The 20,357-nt window shown below is 58.6% G+C and carries 16 protein-coding genes; all 16 read left to right on the top strand.

The window, feature by feature from the left end:
• Positions 1 to 4: 4 nt before the first annotated feature.
• The 16 genes from FY034_RS03145 (at position 5) to FY034_RS03070 (ending at position 20,310) form a co-directional block, all read left to right on the top strand.
• Positions 5 to 1,087, top strand: coding sequence for a PAS domain-containing protein (locus FY034_RS03145; RefSeq protein WP_265553683.1), 1,083 nt, complete (start codon positions 5 to 7; stop codon positions 1,085 to 1,087).
• A gap of 42 nt (positions 1,088 to 1,129) precedes the next feature.
• The gene (locus tag FY034_RS03140) at positions 1,130 to 1,915 is read left to right on the top strand and encodes a transporter substrate-binding domain-containing protein (RefSeq protein ID WP_265553682.1); all 786 of its coding nucleotides are present in this window, start codon (positions 1,130 to 1,132) and stop codon (positions 1,913 to 1,915) included.
• Between the two features lie 84 nt (positions 1,916 to 1,999).
• Positions 2,000 to 3,505: an ABC transporter substrate-binding protein/permease gene (locus tag FY034_RS03135; RefSeq protein ID WP_265553681.1), complete on the top strand. Its 1,506-nt coding sequence runs from the start codon at positions 2,000 to 2,002 to the stop codon at positions 3,503 to 3,505.
• A 16-nt stretch (positions 3,506 to 3,521) separates the two neighbouring features.
• Positions 3,522 to 4,742 carry a sigma-54 interaction domain-containing protein gene (locus tag FY034_RS03130; protein WP_265553679.1) on the top strand — a complete coding sequence of 407 codons (1,221 nt, stop codon included), beginning with the start codon at positions 3,522 to 3,524 and terminating at the stop codon, positions 4,740 to 4,742.
• A gap of 42 nt (positions 4,743 to 4,784) precedes the next feature.
• Positions 4,785 to 5,789, top strand: a complete 1,005-nt coding sequence (locus FY034_RS03125) for a L,D-transpeptidase family protein (protein WP_265553677.1) — start codon at positions 4,785 to 4,787, stop codon at positions 5,787 to 5,789.
• 104 nt (positions 5,790 to 5,893) lie between these two features.
• Complete coding sequence (locus FY034_RS03120; RefSeq protein ID WP_265553675.1) at positions 5,894 to 6,298, top strand: hypothetical protein; 405 nt, start codon at positions 5,894 to 5,896, stop codon at positions 6,296 to 6,298.
• Positions 6,299 to 6,306: 8 nt separating this feature from the next.
• Positions 6,307 to 7,470, top strand: coding sequence for a DUF819 domain-containing protein (locus FY034_RS03115; RefSeq protein ID WP_265553673.1), 1,164 nt, complete (start codon positions 6,307 to 6,309; stop codon positions 7,468 to 7,470).
• A 190-nt stretch (positions 7,471 to 7,660) separates the two neighbouring features.
• Positions 7,661 to 8,152, top strand: a complete 492-nt coding sequence (locus FY034_RS03110) for a CVNH domain-containing protein (protein ID WP_265553672.1) — start codon at positions 7,661 to 7,663, stop codon at positions 8,150 to 8,152.
• 301 nt (positions 8,153 to 8,453) lie between these two features.
• Positions 8,454 to 11,678: a BTAD domain-containing putative transcriptional regulator gene (locus tag FY034_RS03105; RefSeq protein WP_265553670.1), complete on the top strand. Its 3,225-nt coding sequence runs from the start codon at positions 8,454 to 8,456 to the stop codon at positions 11,676 to 11,678.
• A gap of 303 nt (positions 11,679 to 11,981) precedes the next feature.
• Positions 11,982 to 13,046, top strand: a complete 1,065-nt coding sequence (locus FY034_RS03100) for a formylglycine-generating enzyme family protein (protein WP_265553669.1) — start codon at positions 11,982 to 11,984, stop codon at positions 13,044 to 13,046.
• 45 nt (positions 13,047 to 13,091) lie between these two features.
• Positions 13,092 to 14,330 carry a choice-of-anchor D domain-containing protein gene (locus FY034_RS03095; protein WP_265553668.1) on the top strand — a complete coding sequence of 413 codons (1,239 nt, stop codon included), beginning with the start codon at positions 13,092 to 13,094 and terminating at the stop codon, positions 14,328 to 14,330.
• 142 nt (positions 14,331 to 14,472) lie between these two features.
• Positions 14,473 to 18,270 carry a LamG-like jellyroll fold domain-containing protein gene (locus FY034_RS03090; protein WP_265553667.1) on the top strand — a complete coding sequence of 1,266 codons (3,798 nt, stop codon included), beginning with the start codon at positions 14,473 to 14,475 and terminating at the stop codon, positions 18,268 to 18,270.
• A gap of 108 nt (positions 18,271 to 18,378) precedes the next feature.
• On the top strand, positions 18,379 to 18,546 hold the full coding sequence (locus FY034_RS03085) for a hypothetical protein (RefSeq protein WP_265553665.1): 168 nt from the start codon (positions 18,379 to 18,381) through the stop codon (positions 18,544 to 18,546).
• A gap of 405 nt (positions 18,547 to 18,951) precedes the next feature.
• The gene (locus tag FY034_RS03080; RefSeq protein ID WP_265553663.1) at positions 18,952 to 19,167 is read left to right on the top strand and encodes a hypothetical protein; all 216 of its coding nucleotides are present in this window, start codon (positions 18,952 to 18,954) and stop codon (positions 19,165 to 19,167) included.
• A 155-nt stretch (positions 19,168 to 19,322) separates the two neighbouring features.
• Positions 19,323 to 19,739, top strand: coding sequence for a hypothetical protein (locus FY034_RS03075; RefSeq protein ID WP_265553662.1), 417 nt, complete (start codon positions 19,323 to 19,325; stop codon positions 19,737 to 19,739).
• Positions 19,740 to 19,902: 163 nt separating this feature from the next.
• On the top strand, positions 19,903 to 20,310 hold the full coding sequence (locus FY034_RS03070) for a hypothetical protein (RefSeq protein ID WP_265553661.1): 408 nt from the start codon (positions 19,903 to 19,905) through the stop codon (positions 20,308 to 20,310).
• The last annotated feature ends 47 nt before the right edge of the window (positions 20,311 to 20,357 follow it).

The following is a 20,357-nucleotide window of genomic DNA, read 5'->3' as shown; positions in this document are numbered from 1 at the left end:
CACCATGGAACGGGACAACATAATTTCAGGCCGGATTCTGGATGACATGACCGACGGGGTAATTGCCATTGACCTGTCCGGCACCATCATCACCTTCAACCCGGCAGCAGCCAGGATTCTGGGGATAGCAGAACAGGAGGCCCTGTCAAAATCCTTTGGCGAGGTATTTCTGCTGGCTGAAGACAATGATGACTTCAACCAGACCATTCTGGACGCGATCTACGAATCATCCACCAGCCATAACCGGATCGTCCCGTTCAGCCACAACGACAAACGTACCATCCTGGCACTGACCACCACCTTCCTTAAGGCCGAAGACGGCAGCGGCCAGCGGATGGGGGTGATCAACAGCCTGCTCTCCGGCAGCAGTGCTGCGGCTACCCTGCTGGCACAGACCGAGTTTTATATCTTCCCGATGCACAATGTTGACGGCGTGATTGCCGGGAATTATCGCAGCACCCCCAAATCGGAAAATCTGGAAGTCATGTGGTACCTGGACGCCGCTACCCCGATCAACCTGCGTGCCGATGTGCCACAGGAAATTGCGGTGATCCATCAGTATGCCAAACGGCTGATGAGTGACGGCGGGCCGCCGGTAGCGATTGCCCTGAACCTGCACGCCTCCAACAGCGAGCCTGACATCCGCACCTTTTTCTATCCCCACTTCGGTACCACGGCACAGGGCTATACCGCACCCCAGGCGGCCTTGTGGGATACACAGATCCGTTTCATTAATCTGCTGGCTGCCCGTTACAGCGCCGATCTGCTGGAACCTGCCCCGGACAACGGCGGCTCAGGTTTTGCCAACAGCCCGTTCCCGGAGTCCTGGTGGTGGGCTAACTTTCAGGATACGGTCATGGCCATGACCATTGAGATGACTTACGGCAGGTCAGGTTTTGCCCCGCGCTGGGTCACACCTGATGACACCAGGCAGCTTGGCGCGGCACTGCTCTGGGCCATTGGCGATTATTGCAGCGGAGCCTCCCCAGCCAAAACGGCCCGCACGGCTGCTGACAGCATCAGCGGCAGACAGCTGCTCTATCCGGCCTGGTACCCGCCCAATGCGGCAGATGAACTGAAATATTAGCGTCACGCAGACAACACAGCGTTATCAAAGGAGCCACGTACCATGCACAACAAGATGTTCAGCGCAATCTGTATCGGTTTGATTTTTACGGCCTTACTGATGCTCTCCGCCTGCAGCAAGCGGGAGAAGGTCACGCAGTTGCAGCAACTGTCCGGCAAGCAGTTTGCCGTCCCCACCGGCACTGTTGCCGACAAACTGGTGCTCTCAAAATTCCCCGACGCAAAATTCCAGTACTACAACAGCGTGCTGGATTCAGCACTGGCTGTTCAGGCAGGCAAGGCTGATGCAGCGGCCTATGACGAACCGATTCTGAGAAATATTGCCGCAAAGAACAAAGGGCTGACCGTTCTGCCGGAGTTGATCACCAAGGACAACTACGGCTTCGCAGTACAACCCAATCGTCGGGATTTGAAACAGGCCATTGACCTCGTTGTCAGTGAGCTGAAAAAGAACGGCACCTACGATGCCATGCTGCAGCGCTGGCTCCCCAAAACCGGCAATCCCGCTCCCATGCCGGAGATCAAGCTGACCGGCAGCAAGGGCGTACTGAAGTTCGGCACTTCAGCCGTAACCGAGCCGTTTTCCTTCATGGATGCCTCCCACACGGTTGTCGGCCTTGACATTGAAATCGCCCGGTATGTTGCCCAGAAACTCGATATGACCCTTGAAGTGGTCAACATGGATTTTGGCGCCATGATCCCGGCGTTGATGGCCGGCAAGGTGGACATGATCGGGGCCTGCATCACCATTACCGACGAGCGTGCCAAAAAGGTGCTGTTTTCCGAACCGTACTACGTCGGCGGCATTGCGGCATTGGTCAAGGAGTAGTAGGGTTGCCGGAGCTGCCTCTGAGACAGGGCAGGATCGAACGGGGCAGCTCCGTATCACCTTAAAACACCACAGGCTGGATGAATGAACACACCCATGCGCCCCACCATATTGCTTATCTACCTGGCCCTGCTGCTGCTTTGCACCGCAGTGGACGGCTCCTGCAGCATGCTGGCAACCGCCAGCGACCTGCAGGACAAGCGGATTGCCGTGCTGCAGGGTTCCACCCATGAGGCCTATGCGGTCAGGCAGTTCCCCAGGGCCACGGTGCTGCAGTACAAATCCGTCTCCGACATGCTGCTGGCATTAAAGAGCGGCAAGGCCGATGCTGCCATCTACAGCCGCGATGAGCTGATGGAATATATGAGGGCCAGCGATGAATTCGGCTTTGTGGGCGGGCCGCTGTACCGCACGCCGCTCTCTATTGCCTTTCATCAGCAGGATGCCGGGCTGCTCCTCTCTTTCAACCGTTTTCTGCAGCAGATCCGCACGGATGGCACGTACGACGGCATGCTCAAACGCTGGATGCAGCAGGGGGCTGCCGAGATGCCGAAGCTGACCGCCGCCGGAGCCGGTAAGCCGCTGATGGTGGGGATTCTGAGCGACAACGGTCTGCCCTTCATCGTCATGAAAGAAAATCGCCTGATCGGCTTCAATATCGAACTGATGGAGCGTTTCGGCATCTTCTGCAACCGCAGCATCCAGTATGTGGACATGGAGTTCGGCAGCCAGATCGCGGCCCTGGCCGGACACAAACTTGACCTGATCGCCACGCCGCTGGCTGTCACGGAGGAACGTAAAAAACGGGTCGCCTTTTCCGATCCCTATTACAACGTGGATTCACTGGCCTTTGCCCTCAAAAAGAATATTGCCGGAGCAGGCAGAAGCAGCTCTGACACACCCTCGTTTTTTTCAGGCCTTGCCGGCAGTTTTCAGAGCAACATCATCCAGGAAAGACGTTACCTGCTGATCTGGGACGGTTTCAAGACCACCGTGATCATCTCGGTCTTTGCGACCCTCTTCGGCACCCTGCTGGGGGCGCTGATCTGCTTCATGCGGATGGCAAAGAGCCGCCTGCTCTCTGCTCCTGCCAGGCTCTACATCGCCATCCTGCGGGGCACACCGGTACTGGTGCTGTTGATGCTGATCTTCTATGTCGTCTTTGCCTCAGTCAACATCAACCCGGTCATTGTGGCGGTGATCGCCTTTGGCATGAACTTCGGCGCCTACACCGCCGAGATCTTCAGGACCGGTATTGAAGGGGTGGAAAAGGGACAGACCGAGGCAGGTATTTCACTGGGATTCACCAGGACCAGCACCTTCTTCCAGATCGTACTGCCCCAGATGGTGCGGCGGATCCTGCCGGTCTACAAAGGTGAGTTCATCTCCCTGGTCAAGATGACCTCCATTGTGGGCTACATCGCCGTGCAGGATCTGACCAAGGCCAGCGACATCATCCGCAGCCGCACCTTTGACGCCTTCTTCCCCCTGGTCATGGTGGCCATCCTCTACTTCCTGATCTCATGGACCCTGATGCAGGCAATGGGCTGGCTTGAGCAAAAAACCGACCGCAGACGAGTATTACGATGACTGCAGGAGACGTGTAATGAACAACCTCAAAATAAATCAGCTGCTCGATCGCCTGATCGCCGTGGCCGAAGACCTCTCCATGGGGCGTTACGGCAAATACGACGACATCTTCGAACTGACCAAAAGCGGCCAGTACCCGCCACTGATCGCCCGCTTTGCCGAGTCGTTCGGGATGATGGCGGTCAAGGTTGAGGCACGGGAATACCGGCTGGAGCAGATCATCGAAGAGCTTCGGGCAACCGAAATCCAACTGCGCACAGCCAGGGAACAACTGGCCCGCGAGAACAGCAGCCTCAAAAAGAACCTGCGCCGTTCCTTCCCCTTTTCCTCCATCCTCGGCACCAGTCCCCAGATCAGGGAGCTGATCGGCAAGGCAGAACGGGTAGCCGACTCCCGCCTCTCGGTGATCATCACCGGCGAGACCGGCACCGGCAAGGAGCTGTTTGCCAAGGCGATCCACTTTAACAGCCCCCGCAGTGCCAAGCCGTTTGTGGCGGTCAACTGCTCTGCCATCCCGGAGACCATCTTTGAGAGCGAGATGTTCGGCATTGAAAAGGGGGTGGCCACCGGGGTCGAGGCCCGCATCGGCAAGATCCAGCAGGCGCAAGGCGGCACCCTGTTTCTGGACGAGGTGGGGGAGATGCCGTTGCAACTGCAGGCCAAACTTTTGCGGGTGCTGGAAGAGCGCACCCTGGAACGGGTCGGCAGCCGGACCGCCATCGCGGTTGACCTGCGGATCATTGCCGCCACCAACCGCGATCTTGCCAAAGAGATCGCCAAAGGCAGCTTCCGGGAGGACCTTTACTACCGCCTGAATGGTGTTACCCTGCGGATTCCGCCCCTGCGGGAACGTAAAGGCGACATTGACCTGATCGCACGCCAGTTTCTGGAGAAGTGGGGCCGCAGTTGCGGCAGACCGCCGATGCGGATTGCCAAAGAGGCGCTGGAACGGTTGCGCAGCTATGCCTGGCCCGGCAACGTGCGTGAACTGGATAACGAGATCGAGCGGGCCGTGGCCTTGGCCTATGGCGATATCATAACCTCAGGCGACCTATCCGAGGTACTGCAGCAAGCGCCAGCAGCGTCCGGGGGACGATCACTGCTGAAGGACTCTGAAAAACAGCTGATCGAGCAGGCGCTGAAAGAGGCCAAAGGCAACAAGACCCAGGCAGCAGAGCGGTTGGGGATGAGCCGTGAGGGGCTGCGCAAAAAGCTGAAGCGGCTGGGCATGGAATAATCGCAAACATCCGCTATGAAACCGGCACCACGAAGGACAGGGATGACAAACTACATGCAGAATGCCGTGATCAGGCTGTTTCTGGTTGCCCTGCTGATGATCTCCGGCTGCGCAGGACAACCGTCTGACAGCCAGTCGTCACTGAATGGCACGGTTATCACCGGCAACCAGCTGTTGGTTGCACTGGCTGAGTCGCGCGACAGTTCAATGGTGAAAATCTATGCCTTTGAACGCACGGTTCTTGGCTGGGAGCTGCGCACCGGCCCACTGGCGGGAGTTACCGGCCGCAACGGCTTTGCACCTGCCGGTGACAAACGCGAAGGAGACGGCCGGGCACCAACCGGCCTGTTTGCGCTGGAATCGGCCTTTGGGTATGCCGCTTCCATCACCAGCAGCATGCCGTACCAACAGGCAACCGAGAATGACCTGTGGGTGGATGATGTCCTCTCCCCCGACTACAACACCTGGGTAAAACGCGGCCAGACCAGTGCAACCTCTTTTGAGGTGATGAAGCTGGCAGACAACCGCTACCGCCACGGTCTGATAACCGGCTACAACCGCAAACCGGTTGTCAAAGGATACGGCAGTGGAATCTTTGTCCATGCCTGGCTGGAGGATGGCTACACCACCAGCGGTTGCGTGGCGTTTGATGAAACAGAGCTGATCAAACTCCTGGCCTGGCTTGATCCGCTACAACAGCCGCAGATACTGATGGGCACGCGGCAGGATCTGGCAACGGTTACCGGTCTGCCTGCGCTGCCGCCGGATACGGACCTGCCGGGCGTCCTGGAGAAACAGATCCGCGCCATGGTGGCCGGATATCAGGAGCGCTTGGTGGAATACCGTGCCCCTGACGGTTTCTTCGGTATGGCGGTGGCCTTACCCGGCAACACCCTCAGCTATGTTGTGCTGACCCAGTGGGGCTCCGGCCACCAGCCCGAAGTCGGAGAACTGGTGGTTGCCAAAGAACAGGCGCTGCAGACGGTCAAAGAGGCTGCCCGCCGGTACGGACTGCGGCTCCTCAGCCAGAAAAAGGGTACCCACTGAAACCGGGAGAACAGCAGAAAAACAGCAACAGACCGTTTGCAAGATGACAGAATAGACGATTTGAGCAGCACCAAACCTCTACACGGAAAGGCAGGAATCACCCCATGAACAAACACCTTCGCATCGCCCTCGTGGCCCTCAGCTGTGCCGTTGCAACCAGCGGTATCGCAGCGGCAGAAAGCCTCCTCAGCCCACCCAGCTCAAAATTTACCAAGCCCCTGGTCTCAGGCAAGACCATGGTCAGCTCCGGCTATCCCACCGGCAGCATGACCTTCAACAGCAACGGCAGCCTGACCTGCAGCAACTACCCCGCTTTTGTCAGCTGCAAGCGCTGGGAGGTGCAACCGGACGGCGTGCTGCGCAGAGAGTTTACCGACAGCCATACCGGCACCACGGTAGAGGTTAAGGCCTACTGGCAATTATTGAGCCGCTCCGGTAACACCCTGCAGGTGCAACAGACCTCAAGCAACAGCACCGGCCCAAGCACCGTGACCGTTACCATTCAGTAATCACTGCCATGATCCACCACCCGCTGCTGATCATCCTGACCCTGCTGGCCATTGAGCTGCTGATCCTGGGGCTGGCCCGGTATGAACGTACCAAGTCCTGGTTCAATCTGCTGCCGCCGGTCTTCTGGATCTACTTTCTGCCGATGCTGGCTGCCAGCTTTGGTCTGCTTGATCCCAAGCAGCCGGTCTACGGCCTGATCACCACCTGGCTGTTGCCTGCCAGTCTGCTGCTGCTGCTTTTGTCGGTTGACTTGAAGGCGATCATGCGGCTGGGACCCGTGGCCCTGGCCATCTTTTTCAGTGGCTCGCTGGGGATTGTGGTCGGTGCAACCCTGGTATTCAAGCTGTTCAAACCGTTGATCGGTAGCCAGTTCTGGGCCGGTTTCGGTGCCATTGCCGCCTCCTGGACCGGCGGCAGCGCCAACATGATCGCGGTGAAGGAGGCCCTGGCGGTGCCGGACCAGGTCTTTGCGCCGATGCTGATCGTTGACACGGTGGTGCCGTACCTTTGGATGGCGTTGCTGATTGCCGGGGTCGCCTGGCAGCAGGCCTTTGATCGCTGGAATGGTTCCAAGCGTGGCCTGATAGAGGAGTTGTCAAACCGGGTGGTTGAGGCCGGGCAGGTCATGCAGCAGCGTTTCAGCATGGGGGGATTCCTGCTGCTGCTGCCGGTTGCAGTAGCCGGCAGTGGCCTGTCCCACTGGCTGGGGCTGCAGTTCCCGGTCGTAAAAGACGTCATCTCCGGTTACACCTGGACCATCATTCTGGTCTCTTTGCTGGGGCTGGCACTCTCCTGCACCCCGGCCCGCAGACTGGAGCAACACGGCGCCTCCAAGCTCGGCTCCTGGCTGCTCTATTTTGTGTTGACCGCCATCGGTGCCAAGGCCTCGGTGGCCAGTTTCGGCTCAGCCCTGCTGCTGATCGCTGCCGGTCTGCTGATCATAGCGGTGCATGCCCTGTTCCTGCTGGTGGCGGCCCGCCTGTTGAAGGCCCCGCTCTTTCTGGTGGCTGCTGCCAGCCAGGCCAATGTGGGCGGGGTGGCATCGGCCCCGGTGGTGGCCGAGGTCTACCAGCCCGGCCTGGCCTCGGTGGGGCTGCTGCTGGCCATCCTGGGCAACATCTTCGGCACCTACCTGGGCATCCTCTGCGGCCAGCTCTGTCGGTTGTTGTAAAGAAGAGTACCAGCCAATAACGTTGGCAACAGCGGATATGAGTTGGCAGCGCTATTATTGTAACAGACTGAAATACATACTTTTTGCTTTGGCATACAAGATGCTAAATACAGACAGGGCCATAGTACCCGGACAGCTGTAACGGTTGATCCGCTGCAACACTTCAATCCTTCCAAAGGAGAACATCCAGATGAAAAGAAGACAATCTATCACGAGTTTTGTAGCAGCAGCACTCCTCATGCTGGCTGTAACCTCTCTGTCAGAGGCGAGGGATTTCAGCCAAACCTGCACGAAGTTATCACTACAAGGCACGTTCCTGACCGCAGTGTGCTGGACATCGCAAAAGTGTGACCCCGCAAGAGATCTGTCCTGTTACTGCGACAGCAACGCAAGTAATTGTCGTATAGGACGGACAACCTCGATCGACCTTAATCAGGGCATCTCAAATGTAAAAGGAACTCTGAAGTTTCATGGGGCAAACTTTATTGACTCCTGTAAAGATCTTTATCTCGAAACAACCTCGTTTTCTGATGGTTCCGGTGGTGGTTCGAAAACCGGTGTCTTAGACGCAAAATGCAAGGGTGGGATGAGCTTTCCGTTTACCTCGGGTTATGGCCCTACAAGCCTCAACCTGAACGAGGGTATCAGCAATAACCAGGGAAGTCTGGTGTTTGACCGGTAGGGGTGCTTGGATGAGGGATAGAACCATTATTTTGATCAAGGAGGATACCGATGAAAAGCAATTGTAGCGTCAACCTGAAACTGGGCGCCTTCGTATGATGTAACGGTGCAAAATACGACCAACGCTAAGGTTAACGTGATGCTATACACACGGAGCGATTACTCATGGGACAAATTTCCCACGGCATTCAGTAATACGCAATCCGTGTCCGCAATTGACGGGCAAGATCAATGCCATTGACCTGAAAAAAAATGAAACCATTCGGAACCTAAGAAAGAGGTTCATACGTTATGAAGTCACCATGTCCGCAAAGCTGACCATACCGGTTGTCAGTGGTGTTGTAGAGCGCCAGCGCCTCTATGCCTTGCTGGCACCTCGGCCCGGTGCGCCGATCACCTGGCTGAGCGGCTGTGCCGGTTCGGGAAAATCCACGCTGGTAGCCAGCTATCTTGCTGCCTGCCGTACCGGTGTGGTCTGGTATTCTTGCGATGAGGGGGATGCCGATCTCGCTACCTTCTTTTACTACATGGGGCGTGCCGTCAAAAAGGCTGCCCCCCGTTTTCGCCAGGCATTGCCGCTTCTGACTCCCGAATACCATGCCGGTGTTCCCGCCTTTACCCGCCACTACTTTGAACTCCTCTACCGACGCGTTACTACGATTGTCCTGGATAACTATCAGACCGTGCCTGCGGACAGTCCGTTGCATACCATGCTTGCCATCGCCTTTGACCAGATCCCTGAAGGGGTGCAACTGCTGGTTGTGAGCCGTGATGAACCGCCGCCAGCCTTTGCACGCTTGTTGGCCAATGGCCGGGTCTGCCGGCTGCAGGATCGAGACCTCCGTTTTACCCTTGCCGAAACCAGTGAAATCGTTCGGACCCGGCTACCGGCCAAGCATGAGACCTGTGTCGATACATTGTATGAAAAAACAGATGGCTGGATTGCTGGCATTATCTTGTTGCTTGAACAGTGTGTGCTGGATGGCATAGCAGCTGACCAACCTGCGCATGGTGCCAGCGTTGCCCGGATATTCGATTATTTTGCCGGTGAAATGCTGGCCAGGGTAGATGGTGCAACCCGGGACTTTCTCCTGAAAACAGCCGTACTGCCTGCGTGCAGCGTCATTTCGGCGGAAAAACTGACTGGAAACAGCCGGGCCGGGCAGATATTGGCAACCCTGCAGCATCGTCATTTCTTTACCGAGCGGCTTGCGGGCAGCAGCGACGAATACCAGTATCATCCACTTTTCAGGGAGTTTCTGGTAACCAGGGCCAAGAGCGAGCTTTCACCCCGCACCCTGCTAACCGTGCAGCAGACCGCAGCAGGCTTGCTTGAACAGGATGGACAGCTGGAAGCTGCAGCACAACTGTACGGTGAGATCAGCGACCATACCGGCCTGATCAGGATGATCAGAGAACATGGCAGGCAACTACTGCAGCAGGGACGTAACAAGCTGCTTCACACCTGGCTTGATTACATGCCAAAGCAGAAGGTTGCAAGGGAGCCGTGGCTGCTGTACTGGCAGGGCCGCAGCTGCTTTCCGATAGAAATGGAACGTTCCTACACCTGTCTGCAGCAGGCCTTTGCCGGCTTTATTGCACTGAACAACAGTGTCGGTTGCTACCTTGCCTGGGCAGGCATGGTGGACTGCCGTGCCTTTGGCATGGATGACTGGCAGGGGCTGGAGGAAACGCTACTGCAACTTGAGGAACTGCGCAGGTGCCACCCTGCGGTTGACTCGCAGGAGCTTGAGCTGGTGGTTGTCTCTCATCATCTGATGGCCCTGATCCTGTGCCGGGCCGATCAGCCGCAGCAGATACAGCAGTGCCTGGACCGGCTCAACACGTTGCTGCAGGATACCCCGTCGCCCGATATCCGGATGGATTCGCTCTTTGGCATGAGCCTCTACTACCTGTGGCTGGGCGATTATGCCAAGCATGCCCTGGTGCTGGAACAGGCCGAGACCACGCTCAAGCATTGTCGTCAGGCCCCCTTTAAAACAGTACGTCTCAAGCTGATGCGCGGTATTCATCAATGGGTTACTGCAGCTTATGAAGATGCCGTGCAGACGCTATCTGAGGGTCTGGAACTGGCTGCAGACAGTGGCATCCATGCCTTTGACTCACTGTTGTGGGGCTTCAGGTCTGCTGCTGCCATGGCCTCCGGCAATCTGCCCCAGGCTGTGGTGGCACTGGGACAGCAGCAGCGCTCCCTACAGGGGCGGGGGAGCACCCTGGATACCTACTTCCAGCATATCAACACTGCCTGGCTCGCCTTGCTCAACAACGACCCGCGCCATGCTGATGAACACCTGCAGGCCGCCTCGCTACGCGCACAGAAGTTGGGGGCACCCTATTACCGTGCCCTGTGTGCGATCGGTGAGGCACAGGCTGCCTGGCTGCAGGGTCAACCGGAACTGGCAGTGCGCCTGCTGCAACAGGCCAGCCGGCTGGGCCGGTCCATCAAAAGTCATATCCTGGAATGCCAGGTGCTGCTGAACAGTGCCTGGGTACAGCTACAGCAACAGAACAGTGCCGAGGGGCTGTTGGCGCTGCACCGCGCCCTGTCATTGGGTAGGCAGTACGGCTATGTCCATCTTGAGTTCTACCAGCCGGGCATGATGCGTCTGCTCTGCGCCAAGGCCCTTGAGGAGCAGATTGAGCCCGATTATGTGGTCTGGCTGGTTTCCCGGCTGCGTCTTACGCCGCCGCAGATGCCAAAAGAGCACACGTCCCAGGGGTTTGAGGCCGGTTTTCTCGACAGCAGCGTGGTCTGCCTGGCTACCTGGCCGTTTCCTGTGCGCATCCACACCCTTGGCAGATTTGAAATTCTCAGGCACGGGGAGTCGCTTGCCTGTGCGGGCAAAGAACAGAAAAAACCGCTCGAGTTGTTGAAGGTTCTGATTGCTGCCGGGGGACGTCAGGTGTCGGAGGAATACCTGACCGACCTGCTTTGGCCTGACGCCGAGGGCGACCAGGCGCACAAGGCCTTTGAGACAACCCTTTCCCGGCTCAGAAAACTGCTTGGCGGTGATCACCTGCTCAAATATCAGTCCAGGCAGTTGAGCCTCGATACGCAGTATTGCTGGGTTGATAGTCTGGCACTGCAGAGAATTGCCGATACCCTCAAGACCTGCAGCATTGCTACGGTCCCACAGCTCCTTATGAAGGCGGTTGAGCTGTATCAAGGGGGATTTCTGCCGGCCGACGCAGGATTGACCTGGGCGGCGGCCTGCCGTGAAACCCTTAAAAACAAGCTGTTGCGCATACTGCTGGAGGCGGGCCGTATCCATGAGCAAAACGCCGAGTGGGAACAGGCAGCCGAGCTGTATGAAAAAGGGATTGAGGCTGACCGGCTTGCCGAGGAGTTTTACCGCAGGCTGATGATCTGCCAATGCCATTTTGGCAACCATGCCGCAGCCGCGCGCACCTACCAACACTGCCGCTATTTGCTGCAATCAGAACTGGGCATTGCCCCTTCACCACAAACAACCGCCGTTTTTACCTCGCTTACCTCGCACGCGTAATTCCAGTACCAATGCAAGGCCCTATCTGCGTTGGCTCGTCATTGCCGCCTTGCTGGTATCCTCGAATTGAAACTGAAATAGCCGCCAAAAAAAACTCCCTCATCATTTTTTTGCCAATCTGTGGGTAATCTGTGGGTGTCTGTCCGTTAAGCTATCCATAACACTATTCCGTCCAGTGAGCTTAGGGGGCATGCCAGGCTGGCTGGTTTAAGCTCCAGCCCTGCCGTTTGAAGGGAGCAGGGAGTTATGGCGGCCGGCTGAATTGTTATCGATATGTTTGGGGACCGGACCACAGGAGTTGTCATGAAATCAGGGAGCATCAGTACCTTTGCCATCATTGCCGCTGCAATGGCCATCTCTTTTGCTCCGCTTGCGGCCCGTGCCGGCAGCCCGGACAACACCGGCGCTCCATCCGTTGGGAGCACGGTGACCGCTACGGGCGGCAAGACCGATAAGTCGCTGGCGGTCAAAACCCCGGTGCCGCAAGCCGCAAAGGTATCTCACGTAAAGCCGGGAAACGGCTACCGTGAGCCAATGGCGGCGGGCATGGCGTTCGTCAATATCCCCGGCGGCTGCTACCGGATGGGAGACAGCTTCGGCCATGGCCTGGAGGGTGAGCTGCCGGTGCACGAGGTCTGTGTGGACGACTTTGCCCTGGGCAAGGGCCCGGTCACCGTGGGGGAGTTTCGCGCCTTTGTCAAGGCGACCGGCTACAAAACCGAAGCGGAACGGAGGGGAGGCTGCGGCATCTGGACGTTTGCACCGGTGGAGCGGGTCAGGTTCGATCCAAAAAAGAACTGGCAAGCCCCGGGCTTTCCCCAGGACGACCGCCATCCGGTGGTCTGCGTCACCTGGAACGATGCCGACGCCTATGCCGCCTGGCTGGCCAGGGCCAGCGGCATCGCCTACCGGCTCCCCACCGAGGCCGAATATGAATACGCCGCCCGTAGCGGCGGCAAGCCCTACGAATACGCCTGGGGCAGCGGTCCGGTTTCCGCCAATGTCTACGACGAGGCAGCCATGCAGCGCTTCCTCATCAAGAGCAAGCCCGAGTCCGCCCTCTACCGGGGGTATGACGACGGCTATGCCTACACCTCGCCGGTGGGGAGTTTCAAGCCCAACGAACTGGGGCTGTTCGATATGGCCGGCAATGTCTGCGTCTGGCTGGCCGACCGGTATGGGGAAACGTACTACGCCGACAGTCCGCGGGACAACCCCACAGGCCCGGCCAGCGGTAGCCAGCGCATGCTGCGCGGCTCCACCTGGGCCGACGACAAGCGCCAGACCCGCACCCCCCTGCGCATCTGGTACGCCCCCCAGACCAACAGCAACGACACCGGCATGCGCCTGGCCGGGCCGGTTCGGTAAGCCTGTCCCTTTGACCAAAGGGGCTCAATCAATGGAGTCTGCATCATGACCAACAACCGTTGTTTCACCATCCGTATCACCATGATCACCGCACTGCTGCTCATGCTGCCGCTATTCAGCTCAAGCGCCCTGGCCGAGATCTGCTGGGGTAAGGTCTGTAGCGGCTCCATTTGCTGCAGCGGCCACGGCACCTGCGAGAGCTTCAACAACTGCGTCTGCGATGAAGGCTATGAGGGCAAAGAGTGCGCGACTCCCCTCTTCTGCGGCACGGTCGCCTGCGACAGCACCTGCGGCGGCCACGGCGTGTGCGGCGTGGCGACGATCCCTTCGCTTACGGGCACAGCCAGCAACGGTCTGACCTGCACTGCCTTCTATGGCATATTCGCAACATGCACGGGGACCACCGGCCTGCCGGCGTATGGCGAGTCGGTGACATTCATACTGAACGGACAGTCGGGGACCTGCACGTATGTCTCTTCCACTGCATGCACTTGGACCTACTTATTCACCACCGCCGGTAGCGAGGCCCGTTGTCGCTGCGATGACGGCTATGGCGGCGCATGCTGCACGTTTGCCGCCACCCTGGCGCCGGCGGCCCTTGATTTCGGCAACGTCACCGGCGCCACCGATAGCGTATCGGTCCCCGTCACCTTCACCAACCCCATGATGGCCAGCGCCCTGACCTTGGGCACCATCACCCTGAGCGGCGCCAACAGCGGTGATTTCAGCCTGGGCAGCGGCACCTGCGCCGCAGGCGGGAACGTGGCCGCCGCTGGGACCTGCACCGTGATCGTCACCTTCACCCCCACCGCCATCGGCACGCGCAGCGCCACCCTGACCGTCACCACCGTCTCGCCCGCCGTCACCCTGACCACCAGCCTGACCGGCACCGGGACCGTCTCCGCCGACAGTATCGCTATTGATCCGAACGTCTCCACCACCCTCTACGCCGGGCTGGCAGGGGCGGGTATCTACAAGAGCACCAACGGCGGGACAAGCTGGACGGCGGCGACGACCCAGCCGGCGAATACGCGTATCAAGGCAGTGGTAATCAACAAGAGCGATACGGCAATACTGTACGCCGCGACGTACGGCGGCGGGGTGTTCAAGAGCACGAACAGCGGCGTGGATTGGACTGCTTGCGGCGCCCAGCCGGCCAACGTGAAGCTGAAGTCGCTGGTGATGGATGGCAACGGCAAGCTCTTCGCGGGGACAGAGGCGGGGGTATTTGTGAGCGCCGACGGCTGCACAAGCTGGGTGGCGATGAATGCGGGGCTGCCGTAGAGGGTTTTAATCTCTTCTCCCTGGAGGGAGAGGGCCAGGGTGAGGGGGCAGAGGTGCCATGTGCATCACCGTTTCCCCCTCATCCGGCCTTCGGCCACCTTCTCCCTCAGGGAGAAGGAATAGTATCAAGAGGACCGCACCGATGAACCGATTACGCTGCCTGATCACCATCCTGTTGTTTGTCTTCATGACACCGCTGACCGGTTTTGCCGCGGTGAACCAGTGGAGCGGCTCGGGTCCGTTTGCCACCGGGCTCGGCAACCGGGTGATTACTGCCATGGGGATATCCGACGACGGCGCCGCCCTGTATGCCGGCACCGGCAGCGGCACGGTGCTGTCGCTGAACGGGCCGGTGCAGCTGATTACCGTTACCAAAGCGGGGTACGGCAGCGGCACGGTAGCGGCGGACAGTTGCACCTTTGACTGGAGCGGCAGCTCCGGCTCCTGTACGACTGCAAACAGCACCGCCGTCACCCTGAGCGCCACGCCGGATGCCGGTTCCTCCTTCAGCGGCTGGTCGGGCGGCAGCGGCGCCGCCACATCCTGTACCGGCACCGGGAACTGCGCCTTCACCGCCACCCAGGATGCAACCGTGACGGCCACGTTTACCCTGAACAGCTACAGCGTGACCCCGGCGGCCGTGACCAACGGCACGATCGCTCCGGACAGTCCGCAGAGCGTCACCTACGGCAGTACCACCCAGTTTAAGCTGACCCCCGATCCCCACTACCACATCGCCTCGGTATCCGGCTGCAACGGCACGCTCTCCGGCAGCACCTACACCACCGGTGTGTTCCCCGGCGACTGCACGGTGACCGCCACCTTTGCCATCGATGCCTTTACTGTCACCCCCTCTGCCGGCAGCAACGGCTCCATCTCCCCCGGCAGTGCCCAGACCGTCGCTTACGGCGGCAGTACCAGCTTCACCGTGAAACCGAACGCGGGCTACAACATTGTAACGCTGACCGGTTGCAACGGTTCGTACAGCGGATCCCTCACCGACCCGGTCAACGGCGTCATCTACACCACCGGGGCCATAACAGCCAACTGTACGGTGAGCGCCGTCTTCTCCAACTACGCGCCGTCGACTGACGGGCTGGTGGCCTGGTGGCAGGGGCAGGACAATGCCGTTGACAGCATGGGCGGCCATGACGGCACCCCGGCCAACACCACCTACGCCGCCGGTAAAGTCGGTAACGCCTTCAGCTTCGACAACTCGGCCTGTAGTGTCAGTTCAACCGCTTCCTGCGGCTCCGTCACCATCCCGGACGATAGCGCCTTTGCCTTTGCGGCTGCTCCGTTCACCATCTCCGCCTGGGTCAGGATCGCCAGCGGCTCGGGCGGTTACGGTACAATCTTCGACCGGAGCCAGTCCGGCAATAATGTCGGCTACCGTCTCGATTACGCTCCCGACTCACATACCTTCAGGCTGCTGGGGACCACCTCGCTGAGTGCCGCCTATACCCTGACTCCCGGTATCTGGTATCATGTGGCCGCGGTCTCCACCAACGGAGCCGACAGCGCCATCTATGTCAACGGCGTTGCCATTGCCACCGGTACCCATGCCAACACCAACTACGCCGTTGCACCACGCATCGGCGATTGCCAGACCACCGGCGAGGCCCCCTTCAACGGCCGGATCGATGAACTGCAGATCTACAACCGTGCCCTGTCCGCAACCGAGATCCAGTCTGCCTACAATCAGTTGGCCGGCTTCTACGACGTCACCATCACCAGCGGAGCCAGCGCCAACGGCGGCTGGAGCGGTGGATCGCCAGATGTCTGGTCTCCCCTCAACAGCGGCGCGACCGTATCGGCCAGCGAGATCCTGAGCAGGTTGAACAGCGGCATCGGCGTTACCATCAGCACTGTCAGCACTGGCAGCTTCGGAACCGAGCATGGCGACGTGACCATCGACGCCCCGCTGGCCTGGAGCGCCAACCAGCTGAAACTGTCGGCCAACCGTGATCTGAACATCCGCGAGGTCATGGGCGCCACCGGCACATCCACCCTTGATCTGACCGCCACCAGCGGCACGGTGAAAACCGCCGGTAACGGCCGGGTCGATTTCGACCGCAGCGGCAGTTCCATCCTGACCCTTAACGGCGCAGACACCACCGTCATCACTGACGCCGCCGCGCTCCAGGCCATCGGCAGCGCTCTTGCCACCAACTACGCCATGGGCGCAACCATCGACGCCTCATCAATCGCCAACTTCGTCCCGCTGGGGGATGCCACCACCCCGTTCACCGGTATCTTCGACGGCCTGGGGCACACCATCAGCGGCCTGACCATCAGCCGTGCCACCACCAATTACGTTGGTCTGTTCGGCTACACCACCGGCGCGACCCTGCGCAACGTGGGGCTGGTCGGCGGCAGTGTCGGCGGCCAGTACTATGTCGGCAGCCTGGCGGGACAAAACGACGGCTCGATCCTCAACAGCTATGCCACCGGCAGCGTGACCGGCAGCGGCAATTATGTCGGCGGCCTCGTCGGGTGGAACCACTCGGGCCGGATCGACAACTGTTTCAGTTCCGGCGCGGTAAGCGGTGGTATGTATGTCGGCGGGCTGGTGGGCGAGAATTATCTCGATGTGACGATCAGCAATTCCTACAACAGCGGTGCCGTCCATGGCAGCAGCGAAGTGGGGGGGCTGGCCGGGTATAACTGGGGCAGTTACACCAACGTCTACAGCAGCGGTGCCGTCAGCGCCACCACGGGCACCCATGTGGGCGGCTTGCTTGGGGGGAGCGGCGCCGGTACGGTCACCAACGGTTTCTGGGATACGAGCGTCAACAGTGCGCTGACCGATAACGGATTGGGTAGCGCCAAGAGCACGGCTGAGATGAAAACCCTTGCCACTTTCAGCAGCTGGGATATCTCCGCCACTGCCGGTAACGGTACAACCTGGCGGATTTACGAGGGACAGAGCTATCCGCTGCTCCGCTCGTTCCTCAAGCCGCTCACCGTCACCGCCAATGACGATTCTGAACCGTACAACGGCGGCACCAGCTTTAGCGGCAACGGAGTGACCTACACGCCATCAGCCCCTGATATGGCCGCATTGACCGGCACCCTGACCTTCACGGCGGGCAGTGCCTCCGTCGGTACCACCACCCTGACACCGGGCGGTCTTGCTTCGTTCAATCCCGGCTACGACATCAGCTATGTCAACGGTACCCTGACCATCATCGCCACCTATGTAGTCACCTATGACGGCAACGCTAACACCAGCGGCAGTGCGCCAACTGACGCAACCGCCTATCTGCCCGGCGCCACCGTTACTGTTCTGGGCAATACCGGCAGTCTGGTAAAGAGCGGCTACAGTTTTACCGGTTGGAACACCGCCGCGAACGGCAGCGGCACCAGTTACGCACCGGGTGCAACCTTCAGCATTACCGCCAACACCATCCTCTATGCCCAGTGGGTCTTTCAACGAAACGTAAGTGTAACCCTTACAGGTACCGGCGCAGGCGGTGTCTACAGCGTTCCTGCCGCCATCGCCTGTACAAGCGGCACCTGTACACATCTGTTTGACGATGCAAGCGCCGTGACCCTGACGGCAGCGCCGGACAGCAACTCCACCTTTGGCGGCTGGAGCGGAGACTGCAGCAACAGTACCGGCAACTGTGAACTGACCATGACGGTCGACAAGGCGGTTACGGCCACCCTGACCGCGGCCCCCAGGGCCATGGTGGGGACGAATGGCCATGCAACCCTGACTGGGGCCTATGCCGCCACAACCAGCGGCGCAACCATCAAGGCCCGCTCGGTGACCTTTACGGAGAACCTGATCCTGGATCAGATCCGGTCGATACAGCTGAAGGGAGGCTACAATGCGCCCTACGACTGCAATACCTGCGGCGAGCACACCCTGCTGGAAGGTACCCTGACCGTGAAGAAGGGGTCGGTTGTGATCGAAAACCTGACGATCAAGTAAAAGAACGCTTCAGTAAACGGCATCACGCAAAACCTCAACGGGCGTCCTGATTTTGGACGCCCGTTGGCGCATTATACTCCTTTCAAAACGCGCTGGTTGGAGGCATAGATGCTGTCCCGCTCAGGCTGCTTGCCGGTTGCAATGGCCACACACCAGGCTGCCGTACTCAGCACTGCGGCAAAGCGGGCCTGCAGCACCGTGGGGGCCTGGCTGCTGAATCAACGCCTGGCCCTGGCCCAGCGCTGCTGGAAAGCACGGCCAAGCCGATGGATCTGATTGCCCAGGAGGCGGAGCGTTTTGTTCAGCGGTTATTGGCAATTCAGGATGGCTGGCCTCGGCGTATGTACCGGCTGTTCCTTGTGGCGCGTGAGTTGTTGGGGCTGGTATCCGCCGAGCGGATGCGGGAGGCATACGGTCAACAAGGATCGGTTGCCCGTTTACGATTGCGGCATTGCCGATATCTGACCAGCAGGTATCGGCATCCAGCCGCATGGAGATTCAGGTTCAAGGCCCTGTGGGACGGGTAGTCTTGGGCATGAGCTGGCTGTCCCCTTTCCAGAAACAACCGCTGTCTTTACCTCGCTTACCTCCCACGTGTAACCGGCCCCAAAATCCTTCCAATCGTTTTTCCACCAATCTGTGGGTCATCTGTGGGTGCCTGTCCGTTAAGCTGGGCATACTATGAGCGAACAAATGACCACCTCCAGTTTTCTTGTCCGTATTTACCGGGTTGCCGAGGATGATCCGGACAGGCTTGTCGGTCAGGTGGAACTACTGGACGGCAACGGTACGAGTCTATCATTTGCCGATGCCACGGAATTGACCTCTATTCTCCATGCGTCTTGCATGCGGAACAGTGGCCGCTTTAAAAAAACACGGTTGCCAAAGAGAGCGTGAGAATCCTTGGTGTCTGCCACCAATAGCGGCGCAAACGGACGGAAGTTGGCGGTTTGCAAGATGTAATATACTGATATCACATTAATAGGATTTGGCATGTAACCTGAAATATACATGATAGAGCGAACCAACATTTAGCCAGAAAGGATACCACCATGAAAAAAACAGCGCTTACCTTGATGGCAGCAGTTGTATTGATCGCCGGAATAATCAGTTCGGCCCAGGCATGGGAGGTGAAAATCATCAACCGCTCCGGTCATTTTTTGCGGTACGAGGTGTACCAGCAAACATGGTTGGGAGAAAAGTTGGCATGCAGTACATATTCTTATGGGTACTCCGAAAGAGGGGAATACTGCCTACTGGATCAAGTGATTTTCCCCTACTGCCCGACCCGCGTGAACATCTATGTGATCAAAAACAATGGAGCTGCCAAGTTTGATGTGTATCAATCAATGGAGAGCGGCTATCTTGGCGCGCAGTGTTGGAACCATAGTGTTGAAGTCAAGCCGGTAGACCCAAATGCCAAGAAATCCGATAACAGTCCCATGACCTGGGTATGGAGCATGTATTAAATTTTGTAGAGCCAATGTTATATCCTGAGGTTAATGGTAAAATAGCAGAACAGCACAAAGGGGATGATCTCGTTTTATGATCTGGTTATTCGGGTAGAGGGAATTGGTGGTTCTTTCAACACACCAAATGTGGGTAATCACGTAACTTTTCAAGGAGGATGACATGCAAAAATCGTGGAGCATGACTATCGCCTGTATGGCAGCAGGGCTTGCGTTTTTTCTCGGGTCATTGGGAACGGCCCATGCAGGCTTAATTAACCACAAGGTCCATGTCACAAACGGCACCTCCGACAAAGCTGTTGTGTATCTGTACACGGCAAACGGTCATTCCGAATTTATCAACCTGGCTGCAGGGGACACATACACCTATGCCACCGGGCTACATTGCCCCTCCAATTTGACGGGATCCATCATCAAAGGTGTGAAGTATACGGATATCATCAGCAGATGCCTGGGACCGGGCCATGTGGAAGGCAAAAACCATAGTGACTGCGGATTTGCCTGCAAGAGTTCGTCGTGGAAGATACAGAAGCATGAAAATGACGGTGCCTACCACTTTGACGAGCAATAACTGAAGGTTTGAAACGGGCAGAGCGTGTCTGACAAAGCGCCAAGTAG

It is taken from the genome of Trichlorobacter lovleyi, assembly GCF_015239775.1.
GTDB classification, from domain to species: domain Bacteria; phylum Desulfobacterota; class Desulfuromonadia; order Geobacterales; family Pseudopelobacteraceae; genus Trichlorobacter; species Trichlorobacter lovleyi_B.
The sequence above is the reverse complement of the archived record's forward strand: the minus strand, read 5'-3'. Positions and strand labels throughout refer to the sequence as shown.

Excerpts from the sequence above, each read along its gene's own strand:
- FY034_RS03145 (WP_265553683.1), top strand. The coding sequence starts at position 5 with ATGGAACGGGACAACATAATTTCAGGCCGGATTCTGGATGACATGACC.
- FY034_RS03140 (WP_265553682.1), top strand. The coding sequence starts at position 1,130 with ATGCACAACAAGATGTTCAGCGCAATCTGTATCGGTTTGATTTTTACG.
- FY034_RS03135 (WP_265553681.1), top strand. The coding sequence starts at position 2,000 with ATGAACACACCCATGCGCCCCACCATATTGCTTATCTACCTGGCCCTG.
- FY034_RS03130 (WP_265553679.1), top strand. The coding sequence starts at position 3,522 with ATGAACAACCTCAAAATAAATCAGCTGCTCGATCGCCTGATCGCCGTG.
- FY034_RS03125 (WP_265553677.1), top strand. The coding sequence starts at position 4,785 with ATGACAAACTACATGCAGAATGCCGTGATCAGGCTGTTTCTGGTTGCC.
- FY034_RS03120 (WP_265553675.1), top strand. The coding sequence starts at position 5,894 with ATGAACAAACACCTTCGCATCGCCCTCGTGGCCCTCAGCTGTGCCGTT.
- FY034_RS03115 (WP_265553673.1), top strand. The coding sequence starts at position 6,307 with ATGATCCACCACCCGCTGCTGATCATCCTGACCCTGCTGGCCATTGAG.
- FY034_RS03110 (WP_265553672.1), top strand. The coding sequence starts at position 7,661 with ATGAAAAGAAGACAATCTATCACGAGTTTTGTAGCAGCAGCACTCCTC.
- FY034_RS03105 (WP_265553670.1), top strand. The coding sequence starts at position 8,454 with ATGTCCGCAAAGCTGACCATACCGGTTGTCAGTGGTGTTGTAGAGCGC.
- FY034_RS03100 (WP_265553669.1), top strand. The coding sequence starts at position 11,982 with ATGAAATCAGGGAGCATCAGTACCTTTGCCATCATTGCCGCTGCAATG.
- FY034_RS03095 (WP_265553668.1), top strand. The coding sequence starts at position 13,092 with ATGACCAACAACCGTTGTTTCACCATCCGTATCACCATGATCACCGCA.
- FY034_RS03090 (WP_265553667.1), top strand. The coding sequence starts at position 14,473 with ATGAACCGATTACGCTGCCTGATCACCATCCTGTTGTTTGTCTTCATG.
- FY034_RS03085 (WP_265553665.1), top strand. The coding sequence starts at position 18,379 with ATGCTGTCCCGCTCAGGCTGCTTGCCGGTTGCAATGGCCACACACCAG.
- FY034_RS03080 (WP_265553663.1), top strand. The coding sequence starts at position 18,952 with ATGAGCGAACAAATGACCACCTCCAGTTTTCTTGTCCGTATTTACCGG.
- FY034_RS03075 (WP_265553662.1), top strand. The coding sequence starts at position 19,323 with ATGAAAAAAACAGCGCTTACCTTGATGGCAGCAGTTGTATTGATCGCC.
- FY034_RS03070 (WP_265553661.1), top strand. The coding sequence starts at position 19,903 with ATGCAAAAATCGTGGAGCATGACTATCGCCTGTATGGCAGCAGGGCTT.